The sequence below is a fragment of the Psychrobacter sp. AT9 genome, from assembly GCF_047272965.1.
Lineage (GTDB): Bacteria > Pseudomonadota > Gammaproteobacteria > Pseudomonadales > Moraxellaceae > Psychrobacter > Psychrobacter glaciei.
In genome coordinates, this window is sequence record NZ_JBKOTW010000001.1 from 2,015,604 (window position 1) to 2,039,104 (window position 23,501).

The window sequence follows — 23,501 nt, forward strand, 5'->3', positions numbered from 1 at the left end:
CTTTTTTATTCATTATTTTCAGTGACGCATCCAATGATGATACAAAACTGCGTTTAATGACTTATTTAAAACACCGCTATATCTTGTAAGATGTCTTTAATTAATAATAAAAAATTAAGCATAAAGACAAAATTAAGCATAAAGACATTGTGTAAAAAAATAACCACTCTACCCTCTAAAAACAATTCACTTTTTTAAGACGACACACCATACGCCTATGACCGAACAAAAACATGCCCCCACGTCTAAAATATCAAATGACGCTAATAAAAAAGACACGACTAATATGGTAACACCTATTGCTGAATTGACTGACGCGCCGAAAGATGGCAAGCAAGCAACACCGGATACGCCGCACCCACTCTTTACTGAGGTTAAGCAGCGCTGCCTTGTCAGCGCTGGGCACCTAAAGCGGTATAGCGAACCAAATGAGCTGCCGACGGACACACGCACGGCACCAGATTTGGACGTTGGCTTTGGTCAGCAGCGCGCGCTAAAAGCCTTGCAGACGGCTTTAGATATCAAAGCCAGTGGCTATCATGTGTTTGCGGCTGGTGAAAATGGTTTGGGCAAGCGTACCATCATTAGTCGTTTGCTAACGCGTATAGCCGCAGATGCACCCACGCCTGACGACTGGGTCTATGTGCATAATTTTACCGATCCACGTACCCCACTAGCCTTGCGCCTGCCTGCTGGTCAAGCCTCATTGTTGCAGCAGCAAGTCAATCACTTATGGCAGCAAGCAAAAAAACGACTGAGCCAACGCTTCCGTAGCGACCAGTATCAAAGCAAAATCGAGGCCATCAAAAACGACACGCATCAAAAAGAAAGTCAGGCCTATGAAGTGCTCAATGCGGAAGGTAAGCAATACGACTTGGCGTTGACGTTCCGCTCCTTTGATAACAAAGCGGTGTTTGTCCATCCAAGCAAATTGGCAACAGAAACCGATCAAACCGCGACTCAAAGTAATAATACTGATAATAAAGATGACAAAACCTCTATTAACAGTCAAAACCCATCAGTAATAGGAGAAAGTAAGAAAACCACTACTTCTAGCAAAGATGCTGCTGACGATAACGAATATGGCAATAGTGAATATGAAGCTGAGCTAAGTAACTTTGTGCAAAAGAACCATATGCAAAAACGCCTAAGTCAGCTGACCATCGCCCTAGAACAGTTAGAGGACGAAGCCAATGACGCTATAGAAGCACTGCATCGCAATATTGCACGTCGTGCCCTACAGCCTTTGTTTACCCCTATTTATGAGCAGTTTTCCAGTCATCCGCTAATCGTTGATTATCTCAAAGCGGTATTTGCCGACATGGTTACGCATGTCGAGCGCATCGTGAATGGCGATGATGAAGAGTTTGTGACCGCAGTTCTGGCGACGACTCCAAGCCGCTATGCGGTCAATGTCATTGTCAGTCACACCCCAGACAGCGGCGCCCCTGTTGTCTTTGAAGATTTGCCGACGCATTTAAACTTATTGGGTCATGTTGAGCAGATCACCCAATTAGGCACGGTGACCACCGATGTCAGTATGATTCGAGCCGGTGCGTTACATCGTGCCAATGGTGGTTATCTACTGTTAGAAGCCAGTCATTTACTTGAACATCCTTATGCATGGCAGGGTCTTAAGCGCGCACTACAATCGCGCAAAATCAAACTCTCGAGCCTTGAGCAAATGCTGACCTTAACAGGCAGTTTATCGCTAGCGCCTGCGCCCATTGACCTTGATATTAAGGTGATTTTGCTTGGCGAAGCAGATCTGTATTACGAGCTATTAGAGCTTGAGCCTGAGTTTGATGCAGTGTTTAAAGTACGCGCTGATTTCCATGATGATGTGGTTCGCAGCAGTGAGCATGAATTGGCACTGGTCGCAAAAATGGCCGACATCATTGATTATGCCAAACTCTACCCGTTTGATCGTAGTGCACAAGCCGCCCTACTAGAGCATTTAAGCTTACAAGCAGAAGACCAAGATCGACTAAGTTTGCACAGTGATTTATTGATTAAGCTATTGCATGAGTCTAACCGTCATGCGCGTTTAGGCGGACAGGAAGTGGTCAGTGCAAAGCATGTGGTCCAAGCCATCGAAGATATGGACGAGCGCTCAGGATACCTGCGTGACCTCTATTGGGATGAGCTCAAAAACGGTCAGCAGCTTATCCAAACCACAGGCAGTGCCGTTGGACAAGTAAACGCCCTCACCGTGGTCAGCTATGCCGATAGTGAGTTTGGCATGCCAGCCCGTCTGACTGCGGTCATTCAACCGAATATCGGTACGGGTGAGATTCTAGATATCGAGCGCGACGTAGACTTGGGTGGTAGCTTGCACGCTAAGGGCATGCTGATTATGACCAGCTATTTGCGCGCATTATTTAGCCAACATCATGCGCTCAACTTCAGTGCTTCGCTCGCTTTTGAGCAAAGCTACGCCCATATCGATGGCGATAGTGCCACCGTCAGCGAAGGCTGTGCGCTATTGTCCGCTTTAGCAAACGTGCCGATTGATCAATCATTCGCCATTACCGGCTCTATGAACCAGCTGGGCGAAGTGCAAGCAGTCGGTGGTATCAACTCCAAAATCGCCGGATTCTTTGATGCATGCCGCGAGCAAGAGCTAACGGGTCAACAAGGCGTGGTCATTCCAATGGCCAATGTCAAACAGCTCATGCTACGCGACGATATCATTGCCGCTGTCAAAGCAGGCGAATTTCATATTTATGGCGTCCATACCCTAAGTGAAGCATTGACGTTAATGACTGGTCTACCTATCGATACCATGAACAAAAAAGATCGCTATCGTAAAGAGACATTGTTTGGTAAAGTCTTAAGCCGTCTGATGTTATGGGATGAGAACCAAGATAACAATGACGATGATATTGATGATAAGAAGTCCAAAAAGAAAGATAAAAAAAAGCAGAAAGCAAAACGTCAAAGAAAACAGGACAAGAGAAAAAAAGAGAAACGTAAAGACAAGAAAGAGGACAATGAAGTCGTGATGAATGACGACTCCAGTATCAATCAAGGCATCGATCATTAGTATGGATTAAGGCATCGATACTAATGGTGCTGAAACGCCTATTAATGTCGTATAAGCTGTTTGATATAGTTGGTTCAATATAATATGGATACAAGGAAGGCGAGCGAAAGTACGACAAATAGTAGACTAAGCGAGTCTGACACCGTATCCAATTTATATAGGACTGACTATAGCGAAAGTTAGCTGTTTGAAACCACTTAATGACCTAATAGGCTAAATGATGAGACGCCCTAGACGCTACGATACTTTTCTGCGATGATAAACGGCTATTGACTCGATAAAGATATCTAAAAACTGATTCGTGACTTCATAAAGGTTATCGCTTAATGACTGTACATTCTACTGACACCGGCCTTCTCCAAGATCAAACAGACTCTATTGAGACTGCCAATACCGTAGCGGCTACGGACAATAATGTTTCAGGAAATAGCAGTGATAATCGCCACGGGGCAGCGACAACTGCACGCCAATGGCAAGTGCTATCACAGCTACAGCGCAATCGTTGGGTGGGCACAACCCATATCTACGAGCAGCTGATGATGGCGGGCTTTGACATCAGCCTACGCACTGTTCAGCGCGACTTAAATGCGCTCGCCAAACGCTTTCCCATTGAAAAAAACAATGCCAATCCGCAAGGCTGGCGTTGGTGCGATGATGCCCCACTACAAAGCTTACCGCATATGAATTTATCGCAAGCGGTTGCCTTTAATATGGTTGAAGCCAACCTAACCCAGCTATTACCGCCTGTTATTTTAGATGAATTATTTCCGTGGTTTGACCTAGCACGGCGGCAGCTAAAAAACAGCAAAGTCACTCATTCATGGATAGACAGAGTGCGTATCGAGCCTGCTACTCAGCCATTAATCGCCCCACATATTGATTTGGATAGCAAAGACAATATTTACCATGCGCTCTTTTATCAATTACAAATCAAAGCCTGTTATACCCGTAGCAATAAATCGCAAGCCGGTGAATACATCCTAAATCCCATCGCTATCATTCAACGCGGCGTCATCATTTACTTACTGGCAACTCGTACGGATGATCCAGAGACTGTCATTCGCACCTTTGCCTTGCATCGATTTGCCAGCGTCGAGATTCTTGAGAGTTCGGCGAAAACGCCCGACGCATTCCAACTAGACACCTATCTAGATGCTGGTGGCATGGGCTTTAGCCATCCATTATTTCGTGAGCTAGCCGATCATGGCAAAAATACGCCTATTGAGCTACAATTCACCAAACAAGCAGGCAAGAGCCTAACCGAAAGCAAGCTTAGCGATGATCAAACGGTCACGTTAAATGATGATGACACGCTGACCATTCAAGCAACAGTGAATTTGACCTCGCAGCTGGTCTGGTGGTTACGCGGTTTTGGCAGTGGTCTCTTAAATGCCAAGCCTGAACTGCTGTATCAAGCCGTCTTGGATAAAGCCGTCTTGGATGAAACACTGGATAATCAATCGTGATGATTGAGTATCATGTTTAATTCAAACGATATGCAATTAAAATAAAGTCACTCAAAACATCAAAAGTAACAAGGAATACTATGTCGACCACTTCCCCGTCACCATTACTATCGGACAGCTTAAAAGGATTAGGGTTGGATGCGGGAACGTTATTTTTTGCGCTCAATTACGAGTTTACCAAGACTGAACCCAAAGGTATGCTAAAGCGTTTTAAAAAAAATGAAGGCGCGATTGATATTGATTTAGCTTGTGTGCTATACGACGAGCATTGCACTATTAGCGACATTGTCTGGTTCAAGAAGCTGCGTGATAAAGCTGAATCAGTAAAACATCAAGGTGACAGTCTCAATGGAAAAGATCGCGGCGATCAAGCCATGTATTTGGCACCCCTTGACCAAGAACAAATCAGACTCTATTTGGATAAGATTCCAGCACATATCACCCATATTGCTATGATTGCCAACTCTTACCATGGTCATCCGTTTTCGAGAGTCAAAAAAGGCGAAATTCATCTGAGCGATGACGAGGGCAATCATTGCTTTGAAGTCAATCTAAAACAATTGCCCCGTGATTGCACCACACTTTGGGTAGCGCATTTACGCCGAGAAGTAGATGATTGGCATCTCACGCTGCAAAATTTACCGCTCCCAGCCGAAGATTTGGCCATTGCAGCGCAGCAAGTCGCTCATGAATTGGCACGTGCACTCCCTATTCCGCAAGGGATTTAATGTCAGCAACTTAGCAATCTATCCCTACAAAAAAAAGGGTGCGACGTATTAATAACGTCGCACCCTTTTTGTAAACTTTAATTATTGCAAATTCCAAATGTAGTCAAAATATCCTAAAAACGCGAAGGTATCGCTGATATCAATTTTTTGTAGCCTCTGTCTGCGCAGGCACAGCAAGCAAGAAAAATTGATATCAGCAGTGCGTGATGTATCGATATTATTCTTCACTCACTATAATTACTACAAATATTACTTACAATGCCTCACCGCAATGTGGACAGAAATTCTTTTGTCTTGTCTCTACCTCTCTTTCGCGACGTTCCAGCTCTTGCTCTCGCAGTACCTGTAGTACGATGTTTTGCGCCTGTTCCTTATCTAGCCCAAGCTCACGGCGTATTTTTTCTACCATCATCTGATTCTGTACCAAATCAAAATCGCTATCGACCAGCTGTTCACGAAAGTGCTGCTCTAGTTCTTCACGGCGTTGGTTTAGCTCGTTTGCCAAACCCGTGGCGAGAATACCTGCAGGCAAGGCTGCTAGACCCACACCCAGTATCGTAATGATTGCACCCAATATTTTACCAGCGTTGGTAATGGGTATCACATCACCATAACCCACTGTCGTCAGTGTCACCACAGCCCACCACATCGCTTTGGGTATAGATTCAAACTCTTCTGGCTGTGCATGGTTCTCCACCAGATAAATACCACTAGAGGCGGTCACAATCATGATAATTAGAATGAAGATAACGGCTTGAAATGAGCCTTTTTCTTTACTGATTACCACCAATAAAATACGCATCGACGCAAAATAGCGCGTCAGTTTAAGAATACGGAAAAGCCGCAAAATACGTAAGAAGCGTAAATCAATCGTGACAAAGAAGTTCAAGAATGCCGGCACAATGGCGACCAAATCAATCAATGCAGAAGGGCTTTTTAACCATTGCCAACGCTGATGCCAAGTTGTATTATCCGGCTTCGCTTCGGCAACGCTCCATAAGCGTAGCAAGTATTCGATAGAAAATACCACAATAGAGAAGTTTTCAAACCACGTAAAATAATTTTGGTAAGGGTAATACCACCGATCGACAGACTCCGCAATCACGGCTGCTACGTTAGTCATGATTAGAAATATCAGAAAATAATCGACATAGCGGCTAAAGAGCGTGTCATGCTCATCATTTTGCAAAATATTATAAACGAAAATACGCAAGCGCCGTATATGTTGAAATTGCATGCGGTCCCTATACGGTGTAACACCGATCTTGTGATAATGAAGTAAAAATATTAAAGCCTGACTATCGCGCTCAACAACAGTACAAAGAGCACTCTATGTCAGTAACCAATCTTTTACTTATCCTGATTTTCAAGCATTTATTACCGTATGTTGGATAGAAGTTTTTGAAAAGAGACTTTTATTAACAGCCCTCTAAGCCAGTAATGGTGAAAACAGCCTACTTATTAACACGAAAGGTTTCACTATAAATCATAATTATGCAAAATTTAGATAATAAAGGTAGACACAAGCCAGCAACACCAGTCCTGTTATAAGAAAAGTGTACTGTAAAAATCGCTCGTCGGCACGTAATTGCCGACTGAGATTTTGAGCAGGTAGTAGAAACAAACCACATTCTGGGCAATAAGTATCCACTTGATTTAACAGGATCATCGAACGTGCTTTCTGACAACGCAATGGCGAATTACTACAGTAACCCAGCATAATATACCTTTACCTTGTTATTTATTATTCGTTATTTATTTGGCGCGGTTTATGTCCTGAACATAAACCTGACTACTAACTTACAACAATGAGAACTGTTTAACAAATATGTTTTTACGGACATTAAGTTTCTGTTCTATATTGTCATTCCCTTAAAAATAGTAAGGTTTTTTCAATCAAACCCTTACTAACAAAATGGTTTTAGTGTTAAAATAGCGTAACAATGTTACAGAGCAATCAATAAAGACAACATTGCATATCAGCATTTAATGTCATCCCTCATTAAATTCTTATCGATAATCTATTTTTGCACCAAGGAACCAAACGATGAAACTACAATCCCTAGTTTTAGTGGCTGCCGCATTTACCATGACAACTGCTTTTGCCGTACCTGCGGGTACATGGTCTGTGGCTGCTGGCGCTCATATGGTCAACCCTAAAAGTGATAACGGCACACTTGCAGATGGTACACTTTCCGTAGAAGTTGATGATGATATTCGTCCGACTATCAGCGGTGAGTACTTTTTTGCTGACAACGTCGGTGTCGAACTGCTAGCGGCGATTCCGTTCCATCACGACATCACTCTAACCGATGCTGATGGCAATAAAATCGATGCAAAAACTCAGCATCTCCCACCTACGCTATCTCTACAATATCACTTCGATGGCTATGACCTGCCAATGAACGTCAAGCCATTTGTTGGTGTGGGGATCAATTATACAACTTTCTTTAAAGAAAGAATCTATCTTGGTAATGGCAACGACTTAGAGCTTGATGATAGCGTCGGCGTAGCCGGTCATGTCGGTCTTGACATACCTTTTGCCCCGACTGAGGCCTTCCGTATCGATGCACGCTATATGGATATCAAGACAGATGCTAGCCTAAATGGTAATGACATTGGCGAAGTCGATATCAGCCCTTGGGTATACGGCGTAGCATTCGTTAAACAGTTTTAATCTACAGTCAAAATATCCTAGAAACGCGACGCTATTGCTGATATCAATTTTTTGTAGCCTCTGTCTGCGCAGGCACAGCAAGCAAGAAAAACTGATATCAGCAGTGCATCATGTATCGATATTACTTTTCACTGACTATAGTCAAAATACCACCAAAAAAAGCCAGCTTAATCACTGGTTTTTTTATGCCTAAAATTTAAGCACAAAAAAAAGACCATCCTAAGACAGTCTCATGATTGCAAATATTTTTAGTACAAGCGATTCTTACAGCAAAATACGGCGCGGATCAGCCAGTAACGTGGCGATATAACGGGTAAATACTGCAGCGTCTGCTCCATTAATCACACGATGGTCATAAGACAGTGACAACGGCAACATCAAGCGCGGCTCAAAGCTTTGGGTTTTAGCATCCCAACGTGGCTGCATGCTTGCCTCAGACACACCTAAGATACCCACTTGTGGCCAGTTGACCAATGGTGTAAAGGCAGTGCCTCCTAGATTACCTTGGCTTGATATCGTAAAACTCGCGCCTTGCAAATCTTTAGTCGTGAGTTTTTTATCACGTGCTTTGACTGCTAGCTCGCCAATCTCAATGGCGATTTGCTTAAGACCTTTATCTTGCACATTTTTGATAACAGGGACGATAAGTCCATCATCAGTCGCCACTGCGATACCCATATTAACGCTCTTACGTAGGATAACTTGAGTATTATCGTCGCTTAAGTGACTGTTAAAACGTGGATGCTGGGTCAAGGCGTAGGCCGTTGCTTTAACCACAAAGGCCAAAATAGTGAAACCAATACCTTCCGCTTTCATGCTACCTTTTAGCTCACCGCGTAGTTTTTCTGTCTCAGTAATATCAGACAGATCAAACTGTGTGACTTGTGGCAGTAAGGTATTATAGTTAAGCTGCGGTATCGAGACTTTTTGCAGACGGCTAAGGTCTTGTGTGTCTGTCTCACCCCAAATCTCAGTATTGCTCATATCTGGCAGTTTTGGCAGTCCTGAACTGATAGTACCACTACTTGCAGGTGCTGCTTTCTGTGTGGTCAAACTTTCTTTGACGTGAGCAAACAAGTCTTCTTTTAAGATACGTTCATTGACTGCAGAACCCGTCACTTGGCTAATATCGACACCCAGCTGCCGTGCCAGCTTACGCACTGCGGGACCAGCATAAACATCGACCAACTTCTCATTCACCTGAGTTTCGGTCAACTTGCTATCTGTTTTGCTAGCGGCTGTATCAGTCTGGGCAGGTTTGGCAGCTTGCTTCGGCTCACCAGTGGTTTTCTGCTCAGCAGCGCTATCATCTTTATGAGCACTATTTTTGCTAACGCTGTCTTTACTAGCATTGTCGTCTGACTTGGCTGGTGCTGAATCTTGTGACTCAGAAGTATCTGCATCGCTGACAATGACGATGAAATCCTGACCATTGGCAACCATATCACCGGCTTCGACCAGTATTTTCTCAACCTTACCAGCGACTGGTGCAGGCACTTCAACCGACGCCTTATCAGATTCGATTAATAGGATTGATTGCTCAGCACTGACGATATCACCAACGCTCACCATAATCTCAGAAACTTGCGCCTCATCGACACCTAGATCAGGCAATGCATGAGTCGTGGCTTTGCCAGCGTTAGCAGCTGGCTTGGCGCTAGACTCTGATGCCGTTGATTCAGTCTCATCTGGCTCAGCTTTTGCTTCTGACTTAGCAGCAGCGGTTTCTTCTGTATCACTCGCTTCTTGATTGTCATCAGATGCGCTATCGCTACTCTCTTCTGCGCTGTCCGCTTCACTTTCGAGCTCAATTAGCACCATACCTTCACTGACTTGATCACCAACCGCAACGCTGATTTTGGTCACTTTACCAGCAGCAGAGCTAGGCACTTCGACCGAGGCTTTGTCAGATTCTAATAAAATGATGTTGTCGTCTTTTGCAATGACGTCGCCAACTTCTACCATAATTTCGCTAACTTCGGCGCTATCGACACCCAAATCGGGGGCTTTAATGTCCATGATTTATCTCCTTGTCTTATGGTTATTATTCTTTGACATCGCCGTCATTGAGTAAAGTCGAATCTGCTTGATCTTCAGAACGACCCTCATTACTGATTTCGTCATCGTCTTCAGCAACGAACTCAGGCACAGGATTTGGATTGACGTTACCTGGTGCTGGCGCATCTGGAGAATGATCCGAATAAGACTGCTGTTGCCATGCAGGTGGCTGATCGACATCGATACCTAAGCTTGAAATCGCATCTTTTACCAGACGCATCTCAACTTCACCTTCATCTGCCAAACGCTTAAGCGTGGCAACGACGATGTGAGCAGCATCAACATTGAAGAAGCTGCGTAGGTTTTCACGAGTATCAGAACGGCCATAGCCATCAGTGCCCAGCGTCGTATAAGGACGGTTGTCTGGTAACCAAGCACGAATCTGCTCTGAATAGTTACGCATATAGTCAGTTGCAGCAACTACGATACCTTCGTGCGGTGCCAATTGCTCAGTGACCCAAGGCACTTTTTCTTCATCCATTGGATGCAAGCGATTGTAATCATCACACTCCATACCATCACGCGTCAACTCGTTAAAGCTGGTTACACTCCAGACATTAGAGGTAATATTAAACTCATCTTTTAGAATCTGTGCCGCTTTTTGTACTTCACGTAAAATCACGCCTGAACCCAATAGTTGTACTTGTGCTGAGCCATTGTCTTCAAGCAAGTACATACCGCGCTTGATACCTTCCTCACTACCTTCTGGCATGGCAGGTTGCTCGTAGTTTTCATTCATTAGCGTTAGGTAGTAATAAACGCGCTCGCCTTCACCATACATACGGCGCAGGCCATCATGCATCACAACTGCTAGCTCATAACCAAAGCAAGGATCATAGCTGACGCAGTTTGGTACTACGTTAAATAGAATCTGCGAATGTCCATCTTGATGCTGCAAACCTTCGCCATTAAGCGTGGTACGACCAGCGGTAGCACCCAACAAGAAGCCCTGCGCCTGACAATCGCCTGCCGCCCAAGCCAAATCGCCCACACGTTGGAAACCAAACATTGAGTAGTAGATATACATTGGAATCATCGGTAACGCGTTCACAGAGTAACTGGTCGCGAGCGCAATCCACGTACTCATTGCACCTGCTTCGTTGATACCCTCTTCTAACATGTGACCATCGATAGCTTCTTTATAGCCCATCAATGCTTCGCTATCTTCTGGCGTATATTTTTGACCAACTGCTGAGTAAATACCCAGTTGACGGAACATACCTTCTAGACCGAAAGTACGTGCTTCATCTGGTACGATTGGTACCACACGATCTTGAATGTCTTTGTTTTTTAGCATAGCTGACAACAGGCGTACGAATACCATCGTCGTCGACTGCTCTTTGCCATTGCTGCCTTTTAATACACGGTCAAATATAGACAATTCAGGAATATTCAATGGAATATGTCCACTGCGGCGGTTTGGTAAATGACCACCCAAGGCTTCACGACGACCTTTGAGATATTTCATCTCTGCCGACCCTTCTTCAGGACGGTAAAACGGTAGAGTCTCTAGCTGCTCATCGGTAAATGGCAAGTCAAAACGATCACGGAAATAGACCAGTGCGTCTTGATCAAGCTTTTTCACCTGATGCGATTTATTGACCGCTTGTGTTTGAGCAGATAAGCCGTAACCTTTGACGGTTTTGACCAAAATAACCGTTGGCTGACCTTTGGTTTTCATGGCTTCACTAAAGGCTGCATACACCTTCACTGGATCATGACCACCACGGTTCAAGCGTGCGATATCATCATCCGTCAAGGCATCTGCCATCTCTTCTAGCTCTGGGTATTTACCAAAGAATTCTTTACGAGTAAACTCAGCTGTACGGGCCTCGTATAACTGGTATTCACCATCGACCACTTCTTCCATACGATGCTTTAGCACACCCGTTTTGTCATTGGCCAGTAGACTGTCCCAGTTGCCACCCCAAATAACTTTAATCACGCGCCAACCTGCGCCGCGGAACACTGACTCAAGCTCTTGAATGATTTTACCGTTACCACGGACTGGACCATCCAGACGCTGCAAGTTACAGTTGACTACCCATATCAGGTTATCCAGCTTCTCACGACCCGCGAGAGAAATCGCACCCAAACTCTCTGGCTCATCCGTTTCGCCATCACCCAAGAACGTCCAAATCTTACGACCTTCTTTTTCTAGCAAGCCACGGTTTTCCATATAACGATGCACGTGAGCATGATAGATCGACATGATAGGACCTAAGCCCATCGAAACGGTTGGGAACTGCCAGTAGTCCGGCATTAGATAAGGATGCGGATAGCTTGATAAGCCTTTACCACCGACTTCACGGCGGAAATTATCGAGCTGATCTTCCGTCAAACGACCTTCTAGAAATGAGCGAGCATAAATACCTGGAGCAGAGTGACCTTGGTAGTAGATCATATCACCACCAAAGTGATCACTTGCCGCACGGAAAAAGTGATTAAAGCCAGTTTCATATAGTGTGGCACTAGACGCGAATGTCGCTAAGTGACCACCTAAGTCATCATCGTTCTTATTGGCTCGCATGACCATTGCTAAAGCGTTATAGCGAATCAAGGCACGAATTTTACGCTCCATACCCAAATCACCTGGGTACATTGGCTCATCTTCGACCGCAATACTATTAACATAGGCAGTATCTAGTCTATTAAATGGCAATCCCTCTTGTACCGCCATGTTGTATAAGGCTTTTAGCAAAAATTGCGCGCGATCCTTGTCCGCATGTTTGATGACAGACTCAAAGGCGTCCAGCCATTCTTGGGTTTCGGTGCTATCAGCATCCTTATAATAACTCATCTTTACTCATCCTTTTTTATCAGTCAGCCCTGTACTATGACAGGGTGTTGTTAAATCAACGTGTTATTTAATATAGTAATGTGCTAACGCTTTGCTGAATGACTTCCTTGTTACAGGTAGCAGGCGACAGGCCGCCGCTCCATCATGTGTTGCAGTCATATAAAGCTCAGGTGACAATATAACGCAACGACCCTTTAGCATCTTGAAGAAAAAGAAGCATAACAAAATCAAAACTCGTGCTATATATCTAATTATTAAACGATAATCACTCTATATTATAGGCGTTTATTGATGGGTTGTTTATGGCTGTAAAGAAATGGCGAAATGACAAGTATTTTTTAAATAAATAACGATTAGTTATTAAGTAAATATTTGATGGCTTTTTAAGAGAATATGCAGAATGTAACAATTTGAATGACAAGGAAAAATTCAAATAATTTGAGATAATCGCGATGTGTAAATATAAGATGTACAGAAAATAAGAAGTACAAAATATGAATAACTGTCCTACAAGTCAGAAATTTGGCATCTGGTCACAAAAAACCTGCCACCTATCGACTCTTTAAGACATTTTTTACAATTATTCTATAAAATAGTAAGTTACATGATTTATACATTCATCTGTTGAACTGGTAGCAGATATGTTCGGCACGAATTCTAATCGTCAGTGTGAGTTTATAGGAATATTACTATGTACATCGATAAATACTTTGCAGGATCTAAGAGTATAGATTTGTTCCAAAAATATAAATTCATACTATTGACCTTATTAGGGTTTGTAGCATCATTTTTGATCAGCCACTCATCTTTTGCACTTGCTCCTAATCCTGGAGCAGTCTGCTCTGCTAACTTCTCCCAAGGTAGCTTGACTAACGCTGATTACACTGATTTAGTGTCTAAAGTTAATACAAACAGCTATGTAGATGTTGCAGGCAATGCAGCAGGTAGTATTCCTTTACAAATAAGAATGAATACAGTGGAGTCTAACACTAATACAGTCTTAAGTAATTTTGGTGTCATTGAATCTGGAGGAGTTAGAGCGATTAATGTAAGAAGAACGTTCCCTAATACAACTGCTTTTACAGACATAAATCTTGATTTTCGCAATAGTATAACGGCGCAACCTATATTTTTAACTAATGTTGCACTTAGTGCATTTGACATTGATTATGCTAATAGTAATGGTAATACCTTTGACGATCTTATTCGAATTACAGGGGTTACTCAAGCAGGCACTACGATTACTGGAACCTTGCAACCTATAGTTGGATCGAATATTATTTCTAACTTGAATCCACCAGGTTTGATAACTAGAACTATTGCTGATCCCAACTGTCCAGCTAAGGATTTAGGTACACAATGTCAAGGCTCTGTGCAATTCTCTGAACCTGTTACATCAGTGAGTATTCGCTATACAAATACGGGTTTTCTTCCAACTGCTACTAATCAAGAAATTGATTTCCGTGTAGACAATTACTGCTACGTTCCGCAGTATATCTTCTCTGGTACAGTATTTGATGATAACGGTGGTATTACGGCTGCGCAGGCCAGTGCGACCAATGCTGACATTACTACAGCTAGCAGTGCTTACGCCAATCGACCTAATTACTTCAACGGTAGGTATGATCCTACTGCACCTGAGACAGGGATTACAGGTAGTACAGTGCAATTAGCAAATTGTTCTAATACATCTACTACTTATCCAACACAATCAGTCATTAGAAATGGTGCTCCCGTGGGTGAATATCAAATTAGCATTCCTAAAACGACACTGGCTAATAATACAAATCTTTGTCTAGTAGAGAGTCGCACCGGCAATACTTATCCTATTCGCACTAGCAATGAGAGTAGAACCGTTGGGTTTGCAGCAACCACTTATAATTATCCGAACAACGATTTTGGTAGAGTAATTGCAGCAAACGTAGCCTTGGTACTTAGAAAAGCTCAATATGTGAATGATTGCCCATCAACGATTAATTACACTGCGACTGCTATAAACACTACTGGCAATTCAGATCCTACAAAAGGCTTTAGCGAAAGTAGTATCAATGGCAATCTCATACCTGGACAATGTATTGCCTATAGAATTACTGCTACCAATCGTGCAAATATTGACATTAACAACTTTGTGATGAAGGATGTTCTCCAAAAACAAGGTGTTGATGGCGCGACAGTTACATCCGTATTAGCTAACCCCGCACTTTCAACAACTGATTATACTACTAGCGAGAATCCAGCGATTGGAGGAAATGGTGAGGTGAAAACTAAATCTCTTACATTAACAGCTAGAGCTAAACGAGATTTTTACTTCAATACAAAATATGGCACTATTGCAAGCAATCAATAATTTATCTTCTCTTAACACTTTCATCTCTCGTTAGTATCTCATAATAAAAGCCCTGTCTAGCCAGACGGGGCTTTTACCGTTTATATACTTCAAAATGCCAGTTGTCGTTTTTGTGATGATTAATTGTATCGATTACGTGACAATAGAAAAAAGGAAGATAGATGCCTTCTAAAAATGAGAATCATATTAGATTGCAAGCTCCTCCATCACAACATACGACGTTTGCTATTCACTGATAGTCATGTTCTAAGAAAGGATTTTATATGAAACGTTTTAATCTCTTACACGGTATTTTATTGGCAACCGCTGCTTCTATTTCTTTATTCAATGTCGCACATGCTGATGATGCTCTAAAAATGGAACTGACTGCTAATCAAGTCATCAAGAATGCTGACGGTAAGACAGTATACTCCCCAGTGCGTACAGCGCCAGCAGGTACTGTCATCCAATACAAAGCAACTTATACCAATACCGTCAATAATGATATTAATGATCTGATGGTGACACTACCTATCCCTGCAAACATGACATTCACAGGTGAGGCAAACCCTGCCAGTGCACAAGCCAGCATCGATGGCAAGAATTACGCTGATATGCCTTTAATGCGTAAAATCGACGGCAAGATGATCAAGGTACCCTACTCTGAATACCGTACGCTACGCTGGAACATCAAGTTACTACCTGCGAAAAAGGCGGCGGCTGTTGCCCTTAATACTGTCGTTAATAAATAATCCTTCAACCTTATCAATTTAACTTTTTGGAGATCTACCGCATGAAACCAAATTCTTTTAAATATTCAGTACTAGCTGTTGGTGTTGTGGCGGCAATGGGTATCACTACTGCTAACGCTGCGACCCCTGCTAACGCTGCTACTTCAGGTGCTGCACCTATTAATAACCAAGCGACTGCCAGCTATAGCGTTGCTGGTATCGCTCAGCCAAACGTGGCGTCCAATACTGTAACTGTCAACGTTAGTGAAACGGCTAACTTTGCACTCATATCGACTGTTGATGATGGTAGCATTGGTAACGATACTGCTACCAATCAGACTGCTACGCCAGGTGGTACGACTAACTTTACTCATGCTTTAACCAACACGGGTAACGTGACGGATACTTATACCGTTAATACCACAGGTAATGACTCACCACTAGTAACGGCTTCTCCAGACTATGCTTTAGGTACTGCGCCTGTTACGTTTACTATTGTACAAGCAGATGGTACTGCTTTAACTCCTGCTCAAGTCACCGCTTTAAATGGTCAATCACAGACAGGTAACATAACTAATGGTGGTACTATTAGACTACAGCCAGGTACTAGAGCTAATTTAAGCTATGCATCAGCTACGCCAGCCGCTCGTAATGGTAATGACAAAGGTGTGGGCACATTAACTGCGACGAGTACTTTCTTCACAAATAATGCTCCAGCTAGTGCGACATTGGTTAACGAAAACCAAACTATCGTTAGATTGCCTACCTTTAGAATCGCAAAAGCTGCGACTAGTACTGTCGATCTGACAGTGGCTAACCCGCAGATCAACTATAGTATCGTAGTGACTAACGCGACTACTGACTATAGTGCTGCTGCGACTGATATTGTTATCAGAGATGTTCTTCCTGCAGGTTTAAGTTTGCCTAACGGCGCAGCATCAGACGTGACCGTAACTGGTGGTCCTGGTACCGCTACGATTTCTACTATCAATGGTCGACGAGCTATTGATGTTGCCGTAGCAGACTTAGCCGTTGGCGCAAGTCGCACGATTACTTTCACGGTTAATGTTGATAAAACTCAGTATGCAGCTGCTAATAGTTCAGTAACTAACAACGTAGAAGTCTACGATAAGTTCGTCGGTCCAGTCGGTACGTTACCTGCTACTCCTGTAGTTGGTACTAACTATGACATTCTAGATAGTACAAATAACGCTATAGATGTTACTAGAGTTCCTCCTGCTGCTGATCAAGCGAATGGCGCTGGTGTAGATACCGCTGGTGTGACTAACTTCACTAGACGAGCAGTTGTATTAGGTGCGCCATCGACTAGAGAGATTGCCCCTGCTTCAGGTACTGCTGGTCAAGCCACACAGACAACTACCATTACCAACAACGGTCAAGATACTGAAGGTACCAATACTAACCCATTGACTTTCACTATTGCTGATGGTGGCTTGAATACGGCTGTCAGACCTGTTGTTGGTCCTATCAGTGTGACTTATACGCCGCCTGGTGGTGGAACACCTGTTACCACAACCATTCAACCTACTGTTGCTAATGGTAATACTTACACTCTCAACACAACTACATTACCCGGTGGTATTGCACCTGGTGGCGTACTAGCGATTAACTATAATGTGTCTTCAGGCAATGTCACTACTCCTGCAACTACTGATGATGCTGCTGCTGTCGGTAGCACTGAAACGACTATCGTAACTTTGACCCCTGCTGGTACTAATGCACCTGCTGCTACTTCAGTGACTGACACGACTAATGTCAGAGGCTTAACGTTAGTGAAGGCTCAAGCCTTAGATACGACTTGTTCAGGTACGGTTGCTGCAGGGGCGTTTGTTCAAACTGCTATTAATGCAACCCCTGATCAGTGTGTCATTTATCGTATTCAGGCAACTAACACGTCTTCAGCGGCATTAGGTTTCAACCTTAACGCTCTAACCATCTCGGATTTGTTATCTAACTTCTCAGCTGGTGCAGATTTAGTAGCTGGTTCACCTGCTACTTCTGCTACTACCTCATCTACTGCAGGTACAGCTAGTACTAGTAGTACTGCGGTTCTTGGTAGCAACTATACCCTAGTTCCTCAGGGCGTTGGCACCTTGACCTTTAGAATTAAGATTAAAAACGCTCGTTAATTTTTATAATCTATAAGCCTTGTAAGAGGTTTATAGATCAACGCTCTAGCTTGACCTAATCGATTTTAATTAGCCAAGCTAGAGCGTTACCACCCCAGCCCCTTTATGTTTTATTGGATAAGCGACTTATGACTCTATCAATTATGACACCGTCTAATCGTACCGCATTGTGTACAGCGAAGATCTCTGCGCTGTCATTGGCAATGTTGCTTATGCAATCGAATATCGCGATGGCAGCTGATGCCTCAAACCCTAACCTGCAAATCATCAATAATATTGCAAATGCTAGCTATAACGTCAATGCCGATAATAGTGTCGGTTTGAGTAGCACCTCTAACCAAGTACAAGTCAAAGCGTCTGCACTTCCTGAGTTTGGTATTGATCTAACGAAGCAGGCAGTACAGACAGTCATACCCAATACTTTGGTCAATTGGGTCAATGTCTTAAGCAATACCAGCTACAGCAATCAAACGGTTGAGCTGACATTAAATATATCGCCAACCCTTTCTAATTTAAAAGTTTATCAAGATTTAAATAAAAACGGCATCGTAGATAGTACTGACAGAGAAGTTATCTTTGACAACTTGAGCACTCAGATCATGCTTGGGCACAATGAAAGCATTCAGCTTATCGTACAAGCCTTGTCGGATCCTAACGGTAAAACTGATGATACTGCCGAGATTCAGATTGGTGCTATCGTTCTAGAAGATCCCTCAATAACTGCTAACGTTACTGACAAGCTCGTTATCGTCGAGCCTGAAATAAAATTTACTACGCCTAAGTTTGATAAAAATAAAACCACCTCTCAAATTGATGAAAACGTCTATATCAATGCCAGCTATGCCCAATGCAACGTTCAATCTGATAAGCCAGATCAAGTATGGATTACCATAAAGTCCTCAAAAACAGGCGATACTTACTCGCTTAGAGGAATAGAGACAGGTAATAACACGGGTAAATATCAGCTGTCCGCACCAACGCAAAACAATGCCAACGCTATCAATGACAAGATCATCCAGACTTTGGCAAACGATACTCTGACTGCTAATTTAGAAGCTTGTATCAATCCTTTTGTCGATACTGGGTCTGAGCCATTACCGGACGATGGTTCTAACACGAATATCGACAACGTTCTCGTATATATTGATTACTTAGACTTAGATACACAAATCAATATCATTGATGACAATCCAACCTTAGTCGTCACCAAAGAGAGCGAAACAAAGAGCGCTGAGCTTGGTGATTATGTTAGCTATACTATTAACGTTGAAAATAATAGTGATTTCACCGCTTATGACGTACAGCTAAAAGATGCATTACCCCGTGGTTTTGACTATGTAGCAGGTAGCGCTCGCGTTACTCCTACGACGACTATCAATGTCAATCAACCACAGACCACTGAGTTCAAAGCAGAAGGCAAATACCAAGTCCTGAACCTAGGTAACTTAGAGGCTCGCGAAACTAGAGAGATCACTTATCGCGTGCTAGTAGGTGCTTCAGCATTAGGTGGTGACGGTATCAACCGCGCTACCGCACAAGCTCGTAACAGCGAAACGGCTCAAGCCACCACTATAGTTTCTAGAGAAGCACAGTGGCAGATCGAAGTCGAACGCGGTGTCATGAATACAGATGGCATCATCATCGGTAAGGTTTATCACGACATCAACCGTGATGGTATCCAACAAAAAGAAGATGGCGAGCTTGGCGTCGCAGGCGTGCGCATTTATATGGAAAACGGTAACTTTATCGTGACCGATCCTGAAGGTAAGTATAATTTTTATGGCGTTAGTGCCAAGACTCACGTGCTAAAAGTTGATCGCACTACCATACCTAGAGAAACCGAACTGGTTACCCAAAGCAATCGTAATGCGGGTGATGCGGGTAGCCGTTTCGTTGACTTAAAATATGGCGAATTACATCGTGCCGATTTTGCTATCGTTGGTGGTATGGGCGATAGCACGGAACGCTTGAATGCAGAGCTTATTGCTCGTAGCAAATCTGTGAGCGCTAAGAATGATACCCTTGAGCAAGCCGTAAAAACTGAGCTAACTCTAGACCCTGATTACAATCGTGACTACGATGACAATGTAGAAGCCAGTGGCTGTAACGTCAATGGCGACTTAGACCTTGGTAATAACTGTGACTCTGCTATCATCAATGAAATGGTCAATCCAGCAGCCAATCGTATCGATATGGCCGTTACCACGGTAGCGCCACCAGTAGAAAAAGAGCTAGAAGAATACTTGAAAGAAGTGGCTAATAATGATGTCGCCTTTATCAACCTAAGCGAAGGTCAGCAGCTCAGTACTTATAAGCAAATGGTACAGGTCCAAGCACCTTTAGGCTCTATTTTTACCCTTTATGCCAATGGTAAAGCGGTCTCAGAGCAGCAAATCGGAAAAACGGCTGAGCAAGAAAAGCAAAATGTGACTGCTTTTGATTACTATGCTGTTGACTTACAACGCGGAAACAATACCCTGCGCGGTGTTGCTACTGACGTAAATGGCAAAGTCATCTCTGAGCAAACCATCAAAGTATTGACGCCTGATAGTTTGCAAGCTATTAATTATCGTACTCAAGAACAGCTAGTGCCTGCTGATGGCGTGAGCGAATACCAGATAGTCATTAGTCTAAAAGATCGTGACAATCGCCCCTATATTGGTACTACTTCTCTTACGCTTGATACTAATATCGGTCGTATCAATTTGAAAGACAGCAGCAAAGACCAAGCCGGTACTCAGGTTATCATTGATGGTGGCGAGCTGTTGGTTTCAGTCATCGCCCCGAGTGTACCAGGTAAGGGTGAGCTGATTATTGATACCGGTAGTAGCAAGCAAGTGATTCCGCTACAGTTCACTGCTAAACTACGCCCTCTCATTGCTGTTGGTATCGTAGAAGGCGCTATTTCACTCAAAGATTTTGATGGCGGCAGTATTACTGATGCTCAAGGTGCATTTGAGCAAGAGCTTAATGATTTTGCTGGTAACGATGACTATACGGCATCTGGTCGTGCTGCGATGTTCCTCAAAGGCAAAGTACGCGGTGACTATCTGCTAACTCTCGCTTATGATAGTGATAAAAAAGGCGAGCGCCTATTCCGTGATATCGATCCAGGCGAATACTATCCCGTCTATGGCGATTCATCAGCCAAAGGTTTTGATGCCCAATCTACCAGCAAGCTTTATGTTCGAGTAGATAAAGGCCGCTCATTTGCCATGTATGGTGATTTAAAAACTCAAATCGATAACGATGAAGGCATCAAACTTGGTCAGTACAACCGTACGTTGACGGGTGTAAAAGCACAGTATGAAGACAACAATACTCGTGTTACTGCCTTTATAGCCGAGACCAGCACCAGTCAGCGCGTTAATGAAACTCGTGGTTTGGGTATCTCAGGTCCTTATCCATTGGCTGAAAACTTTGACGCCGTATTAGAGAACTCAGAAACAATCGAGGTTATTACTCGCGATGCGAACAACCCAGGTTTGATCGTCAATCGTGAAACCCTTACCCGCTTTGCAGATTATGAAATTGATCCTATTAGCCGCAGCCTATTTTTAAAAGCCCCTATCGCTAGCCAAGATATTGATGGCAACCCTATTTATCTACGAGTCACTGTAGAAGTCGATGAAGGTGGTGAAAAATACTTGGTCGGCGGTATCGCTGCCAAGCAACAACTGAATGCTAAAGTGGCTATCGGTGGTAGCTATGTCAATAGTGACGATCCACTTAATAAAGAAGAGCTGGCCAGTGTCAACAGCGTTATCAAATTTAGCGATAAGCTAAAGTTGGTTGCCGAATACGCGATGAACAAAGCTGAAAACCCAAACTTTCAGCCAAGCAATCAGATTAATGCCGATCTTTTAGAAGGTAACGATGTCGAAGGCGACGCACTACGTATCGAGCTTGACTTTAATAACAAGAAAAACACCCGTGCCAAAGCTTATTATAACGACACAGACGAAGGCTTTGTCACTGGCGCCTCACCGCAGACAGCTGGTCGCACTGAATCTGGTGTTGAAGTTACTCATACATTAAACAACAAGCAAACCGCACTTAAATTTGAGGGCGTACGTACTGAAGATCATACGACCGAAGCCAATCGCGAAGGTGTAGAAGCAAGCATTGAACAGCGTCTAAGTCAGAATATCGTTGGCGAGATTGGGGTGCGCTACTACAAGCAAGATGCGACTGCCGCCTCACGTAATACCCAAGCAGCCACTGATGTGCTAGATGTCACCGATGACACAATATTCAACGATGACATCATCAATCAATCAGCACTCAATGGCGTCAGTAACGCTGACAAAGATATCGAAGGGACGACTGCCCGCGCCCGTCTGACAGCACGTTTGCCGAAGCTGAACAACTCGTTAGTGTTTGCCGAATATGAGCAAGATATTGACAATAGCGAACGTAATGCCACCTCTATCGGCGGCGAGACGCCACTGGGTAGCTTAGGTCGCTTATACGCCCGTCATGACTTGATTAATAGTTTGTCAGGTAGCTACGGCCTAGATGATTCTGATGAGCGTCAGCGTACGGTCGTGGGATTCGATGCCACTTATATGAAAGACGGTAAGGTTTACAGTGAATACCGTATGCGTGATGCAATCAGTGCACGCGAAGCAGAAGCAGCTATCGGTCTAAAAAACAAATGGTATGTCCAAGAAGGTCTGACCTTAAGCACACTATTTGAGCGCGTCGAGTCTTTAGAAGGTGACGAAGATAGCACGGCAACCGCAGCGGGTGTCGGTGTTGAGTACCTAGCCAAAGAAAACTACAAAGCTTCAGGGCGTTTAGAAAAACGTTGGGGCGACACCAGTGATACCCTTCTCGGCAGCGCGGGCATCGCTTATCGTTATACCGATGATATTACTTTATTAGCAAAAGACATCTACTCAAAAGTAGATTACAACGATGGTCATCGCACCATCAACCGTTTCCAGCTTGGCGCTGCTTATCGTGATTATGATAGCAATCAGCTCGATATGCTTGCCAAGCTTGAGTATCGTCTAGATGACAACGCGACTGGTGACGATCCTTATCAAAAGGATGCGATTGTTTGGTCATGGAGCGGCAATTACCATCCGACTCGCCCATTAACGCTATCAGGTCGTTATGCGGGTAAGTATACAGAATATGATGCTGACGATATCGTAAGCGATAACACAGCTCATGCTGTCTATGCACGCGGCTTATATGACATTAGCGAGCGCTGGGATATTGGCTTACAAGCAGGTACTTATTGGAATAAACAAGCGGATGATATGTCTTATATGCTGGGTGCCGAAGTGGGCTATAGCCCAATGACCAACCTTTGGTTATCACTCGGCTACAACTTTATGGGTTTTGAAGATGAAGACATCGCTTATGATGATAGCACTCAAGAAGGTGCTTACTTTAGACTGCGCTTTAAGTTTGATGAAGACTTATTCAAACGTGAAGACCCACGCAAAAACAAACGTCTGACCAGTAATTCTACGTTATAATTTAAATGTTACAACGTTACTTTGCTA

The 23,501-nt window shown here is 43.6% G+C and carries 11 protein-coding genes; 8 read left to right on the forward strand and 3 right to left on the reverse strand.

All coding sequences use genetic code 11. The annotated features are described in order from the left end of the window. Positions 1–286 precede the first annotated feature (286 nt). From ACMFL8_RS08440 to ACMFL8_RS08450, 3 genes are all read left to right on the forward strand, one after another. Positions 287–3,046 (forward strand): AAA family ATPase, encoded by a 2,760-nt coding sequence (locus tag ACMFL8_RS08440; protein WP_413190676.1) that lies wholly within the window; start codon positions 287–289, stop codon positions 3,044–3,046. A 326-nt stretch (positions 3,047–3,372) separates the two neighbouring features. After that, positions 3,373–4,512 carry a helix-turn-helix transcriptional regulator gene (locus ACMFL8_RS08445; RefSeq protein ID WP_413190677.1) on the forward strand — a complete coding sequence of 380 codons (1,140 nt, stop codon included), beginning with the start codon at positions 3,373–3,375 and terminating at the stop codon, positions 4,510–4,512. Between the two features lie 80 nt (positions 4,513–4,592). Beyond that, a complete protein-coding gene (locus ACMFL8_RS08450; RefSeq protein WP_010198180.1) occupies positions 4,593–5,240 on the forward strand; it encodes a TerD family protein in 648 nt (215 codons plus the stop codon). Positions 5,241–5,493: 253 nt separating this feature from the next. Here the strand turns inward: ACMFL8_RS08450 and ACMFL8_RS08455 are convergent, their stop codons facing one another. Beyond that, on the reverse strand, positions 5,494–6,477 hold the full coding sequence (locus ACMFL8_RS08455; RefSeq protein ID WP_413190678.1) for an ion transporter: 984 nt from the start codon (positions 6,475–6,477) through the stop codon (positions 5,494–5,496). A gap of 810 nt (positions 6,478–7,287) precedes the next feature. Here ACMFL8_RS08455 and ACMFL8_RS08460 point away from each other — a divergent pair. Then, entirely contained in the window at positions 7,288–7,917 is a 630-nt protein-coding gene (locus tag ACMFL8_RS08460) for an OmpW/AlkL family protein (RefSeq protein WP_010198177.1), read from the forward strand. Between the two features lie 264 nt (positions 7,918–8,181). Here the strand turns inward: ACMFL8_RS08460 and ACMFL8_RS08465 are convergent, their stop codons facing one another. Then, positions 8,182–9,936, reverse strand: a complete 1,755-nt coding sequence (locus ACMFL8_RS08465) for a 2-oxo acid dehydrogenase subunit E2 (RefSeq protein WP_413190679.1) — start codon at positions 9,934–9,936, stop codon at positions 8,182–8,184. A gap of 25 nt (positions 9,937–9,961) precedes the next feature. Further along, the gene (gene aceE / locus ACMFL8_RS08470) at positions 9,962–12,775 is read right to left on the reverse strand and encodes a pyruvate dehydrogenase (acetyl-transferring), homodimeric type (RefSeq protein WP_010198169.1); all 2,814 of its coding nucleotides are present in this window, start codon (positions 12,773–12,775) and stop codon (positions 9,962–9,964) included. 691 nt (positions 12,776–13,466) lie between these two features. Between aceE and ACMFL8_RS08475 the strand changes: the two genes are divergently transcribed. From ACMFL8_RS08475 to ACMFL8_RS08490, 4 genes are all read left to right on the forward strand, one after another. Then, the gene (locus ACMFL8_RS08475) at positions 13,467–15,122 is read left to right on the forward strand and encodes a hypothetical protein (protein ID WP_413190680.1); all 1,656 of its coding nucleotides are present in this window, start codon (positions 13,467–13,469) and stop codon (positions 15,120–15,122) included. Positions 15,123–15,385: 263 nt separating this feature from the next. Then, entirely contained in the window at positions 15,386–15,853 is a 468-nt protein-coding gene (locus ACMFL8_RS08480) for a hypothetical protein (RefSeq protein WP_413190681.1), read from the forward strand. A gap of 41 nt (positions 15,854–15,894) precedes the next feature. Next, the gene (locus tag ACMFL8_RS08485) at positions 15,895–17,982 is read left to right on the forward strand and encodes a beta strand repeat-containing protein (protein WP_413190682.1); all 2,088 of its coding nucleotides are present in this window, start codon (positions 15,895–15,897) and stop codon (positions 17,980–17,982) included. A 128-nt stretch (positions 17,983–18,110) separates the two neighbouring features. Beyond that, positions 18,111–23,474 (forward strand): hypothetical protein, encoded by a 5,364-nt coding sequence (locus ACMFL8_RS08490; protein ID WP_413190683.1) that lies wholly within the window; start codon positions 18,111–18,113, stop codon positions 23,472–23,474. Positions 23,475–23,501 lie beyond the last annotated feature (27 nt).

Bases quoted from the DNA above. Each gene is read 5' to 3' on its own strand.
- ACMFL8_RS08475 (WP_413190680.1), top strand. From the start codon at position 13,467: ATGTACATCGATAAATACTTTGCAGGATCTAAGAGTATAGATTTGTTC.
- ACMFL8_RS08440 (WP_413190676.1), top strand. From the start codon at position 287: ATGGTAACACCTATTGCTGAATTGACTGACGCGCCGAAAGATGGCAAG.
- aceE (WP_010198169.1), bottom strand. From the start codon at position 12,775: ATGAGTTATTATAAGGATGCTGATAGCACCGAAACCCAAGAATGGCTG.
- ACMFL8_RS08455 (WP_413190678.1), bottom strand. From the start codon at position 6,477: ATGCAATTTCAACATATACGGCGCTTGCGTATTTTCGTTTATAATATT.
- ACMFL8_RS08490 (WP_413190683.1), top strand. From the start codon at position 18,111: ATGACTCTATCAATTATGACACCGTCTAATCGTACCGCATTGTGTACA.
- ACMFL8_RS08480 (WP_413190681.1), top strand. From the start codon at position 15,386: ATGAAACGTTTTAATCTCTTACACGGTATTTTATTGGCAACCGCTGCT.
- ACMFL8_RS08485 (WP_413190682.1), top strand. From the start codon at position 15,895: ATGAAACCAAATTCTTTTAAATATTCAGTACTAGCTGTTGGTGTTGTG.
- ACMFL8_RS08450 (WP_010198180.1), top strand. From the start codon at position 4,593: ATGTCGACCACTTCCCCGTCACCATTACTATCGGACAGCTTAAAAGGA.
- ACMFL8_RS08465 (WP_413190679.1), bottom strand. From the start codon at position 9,936: ATGGACATTAAAGCCCCCGATTTGGGTGTCGATAGCGCCGAAGTTAGC.
- ACMFL8_RS08460 (WP_010198177.1), top strand. From the start codon at position 7,288: ATGAAACTACAATCCCTAGTTTTAGTGGCTGCCGCATTTACCATGACA.
- ACMFL8_RS08445 (WP_413190677.1), top strand. From the start codon at position 3,373: ATGACTGTACATTCTACTGACACCGGCCTTCTCCAAGATCAAACAGAC.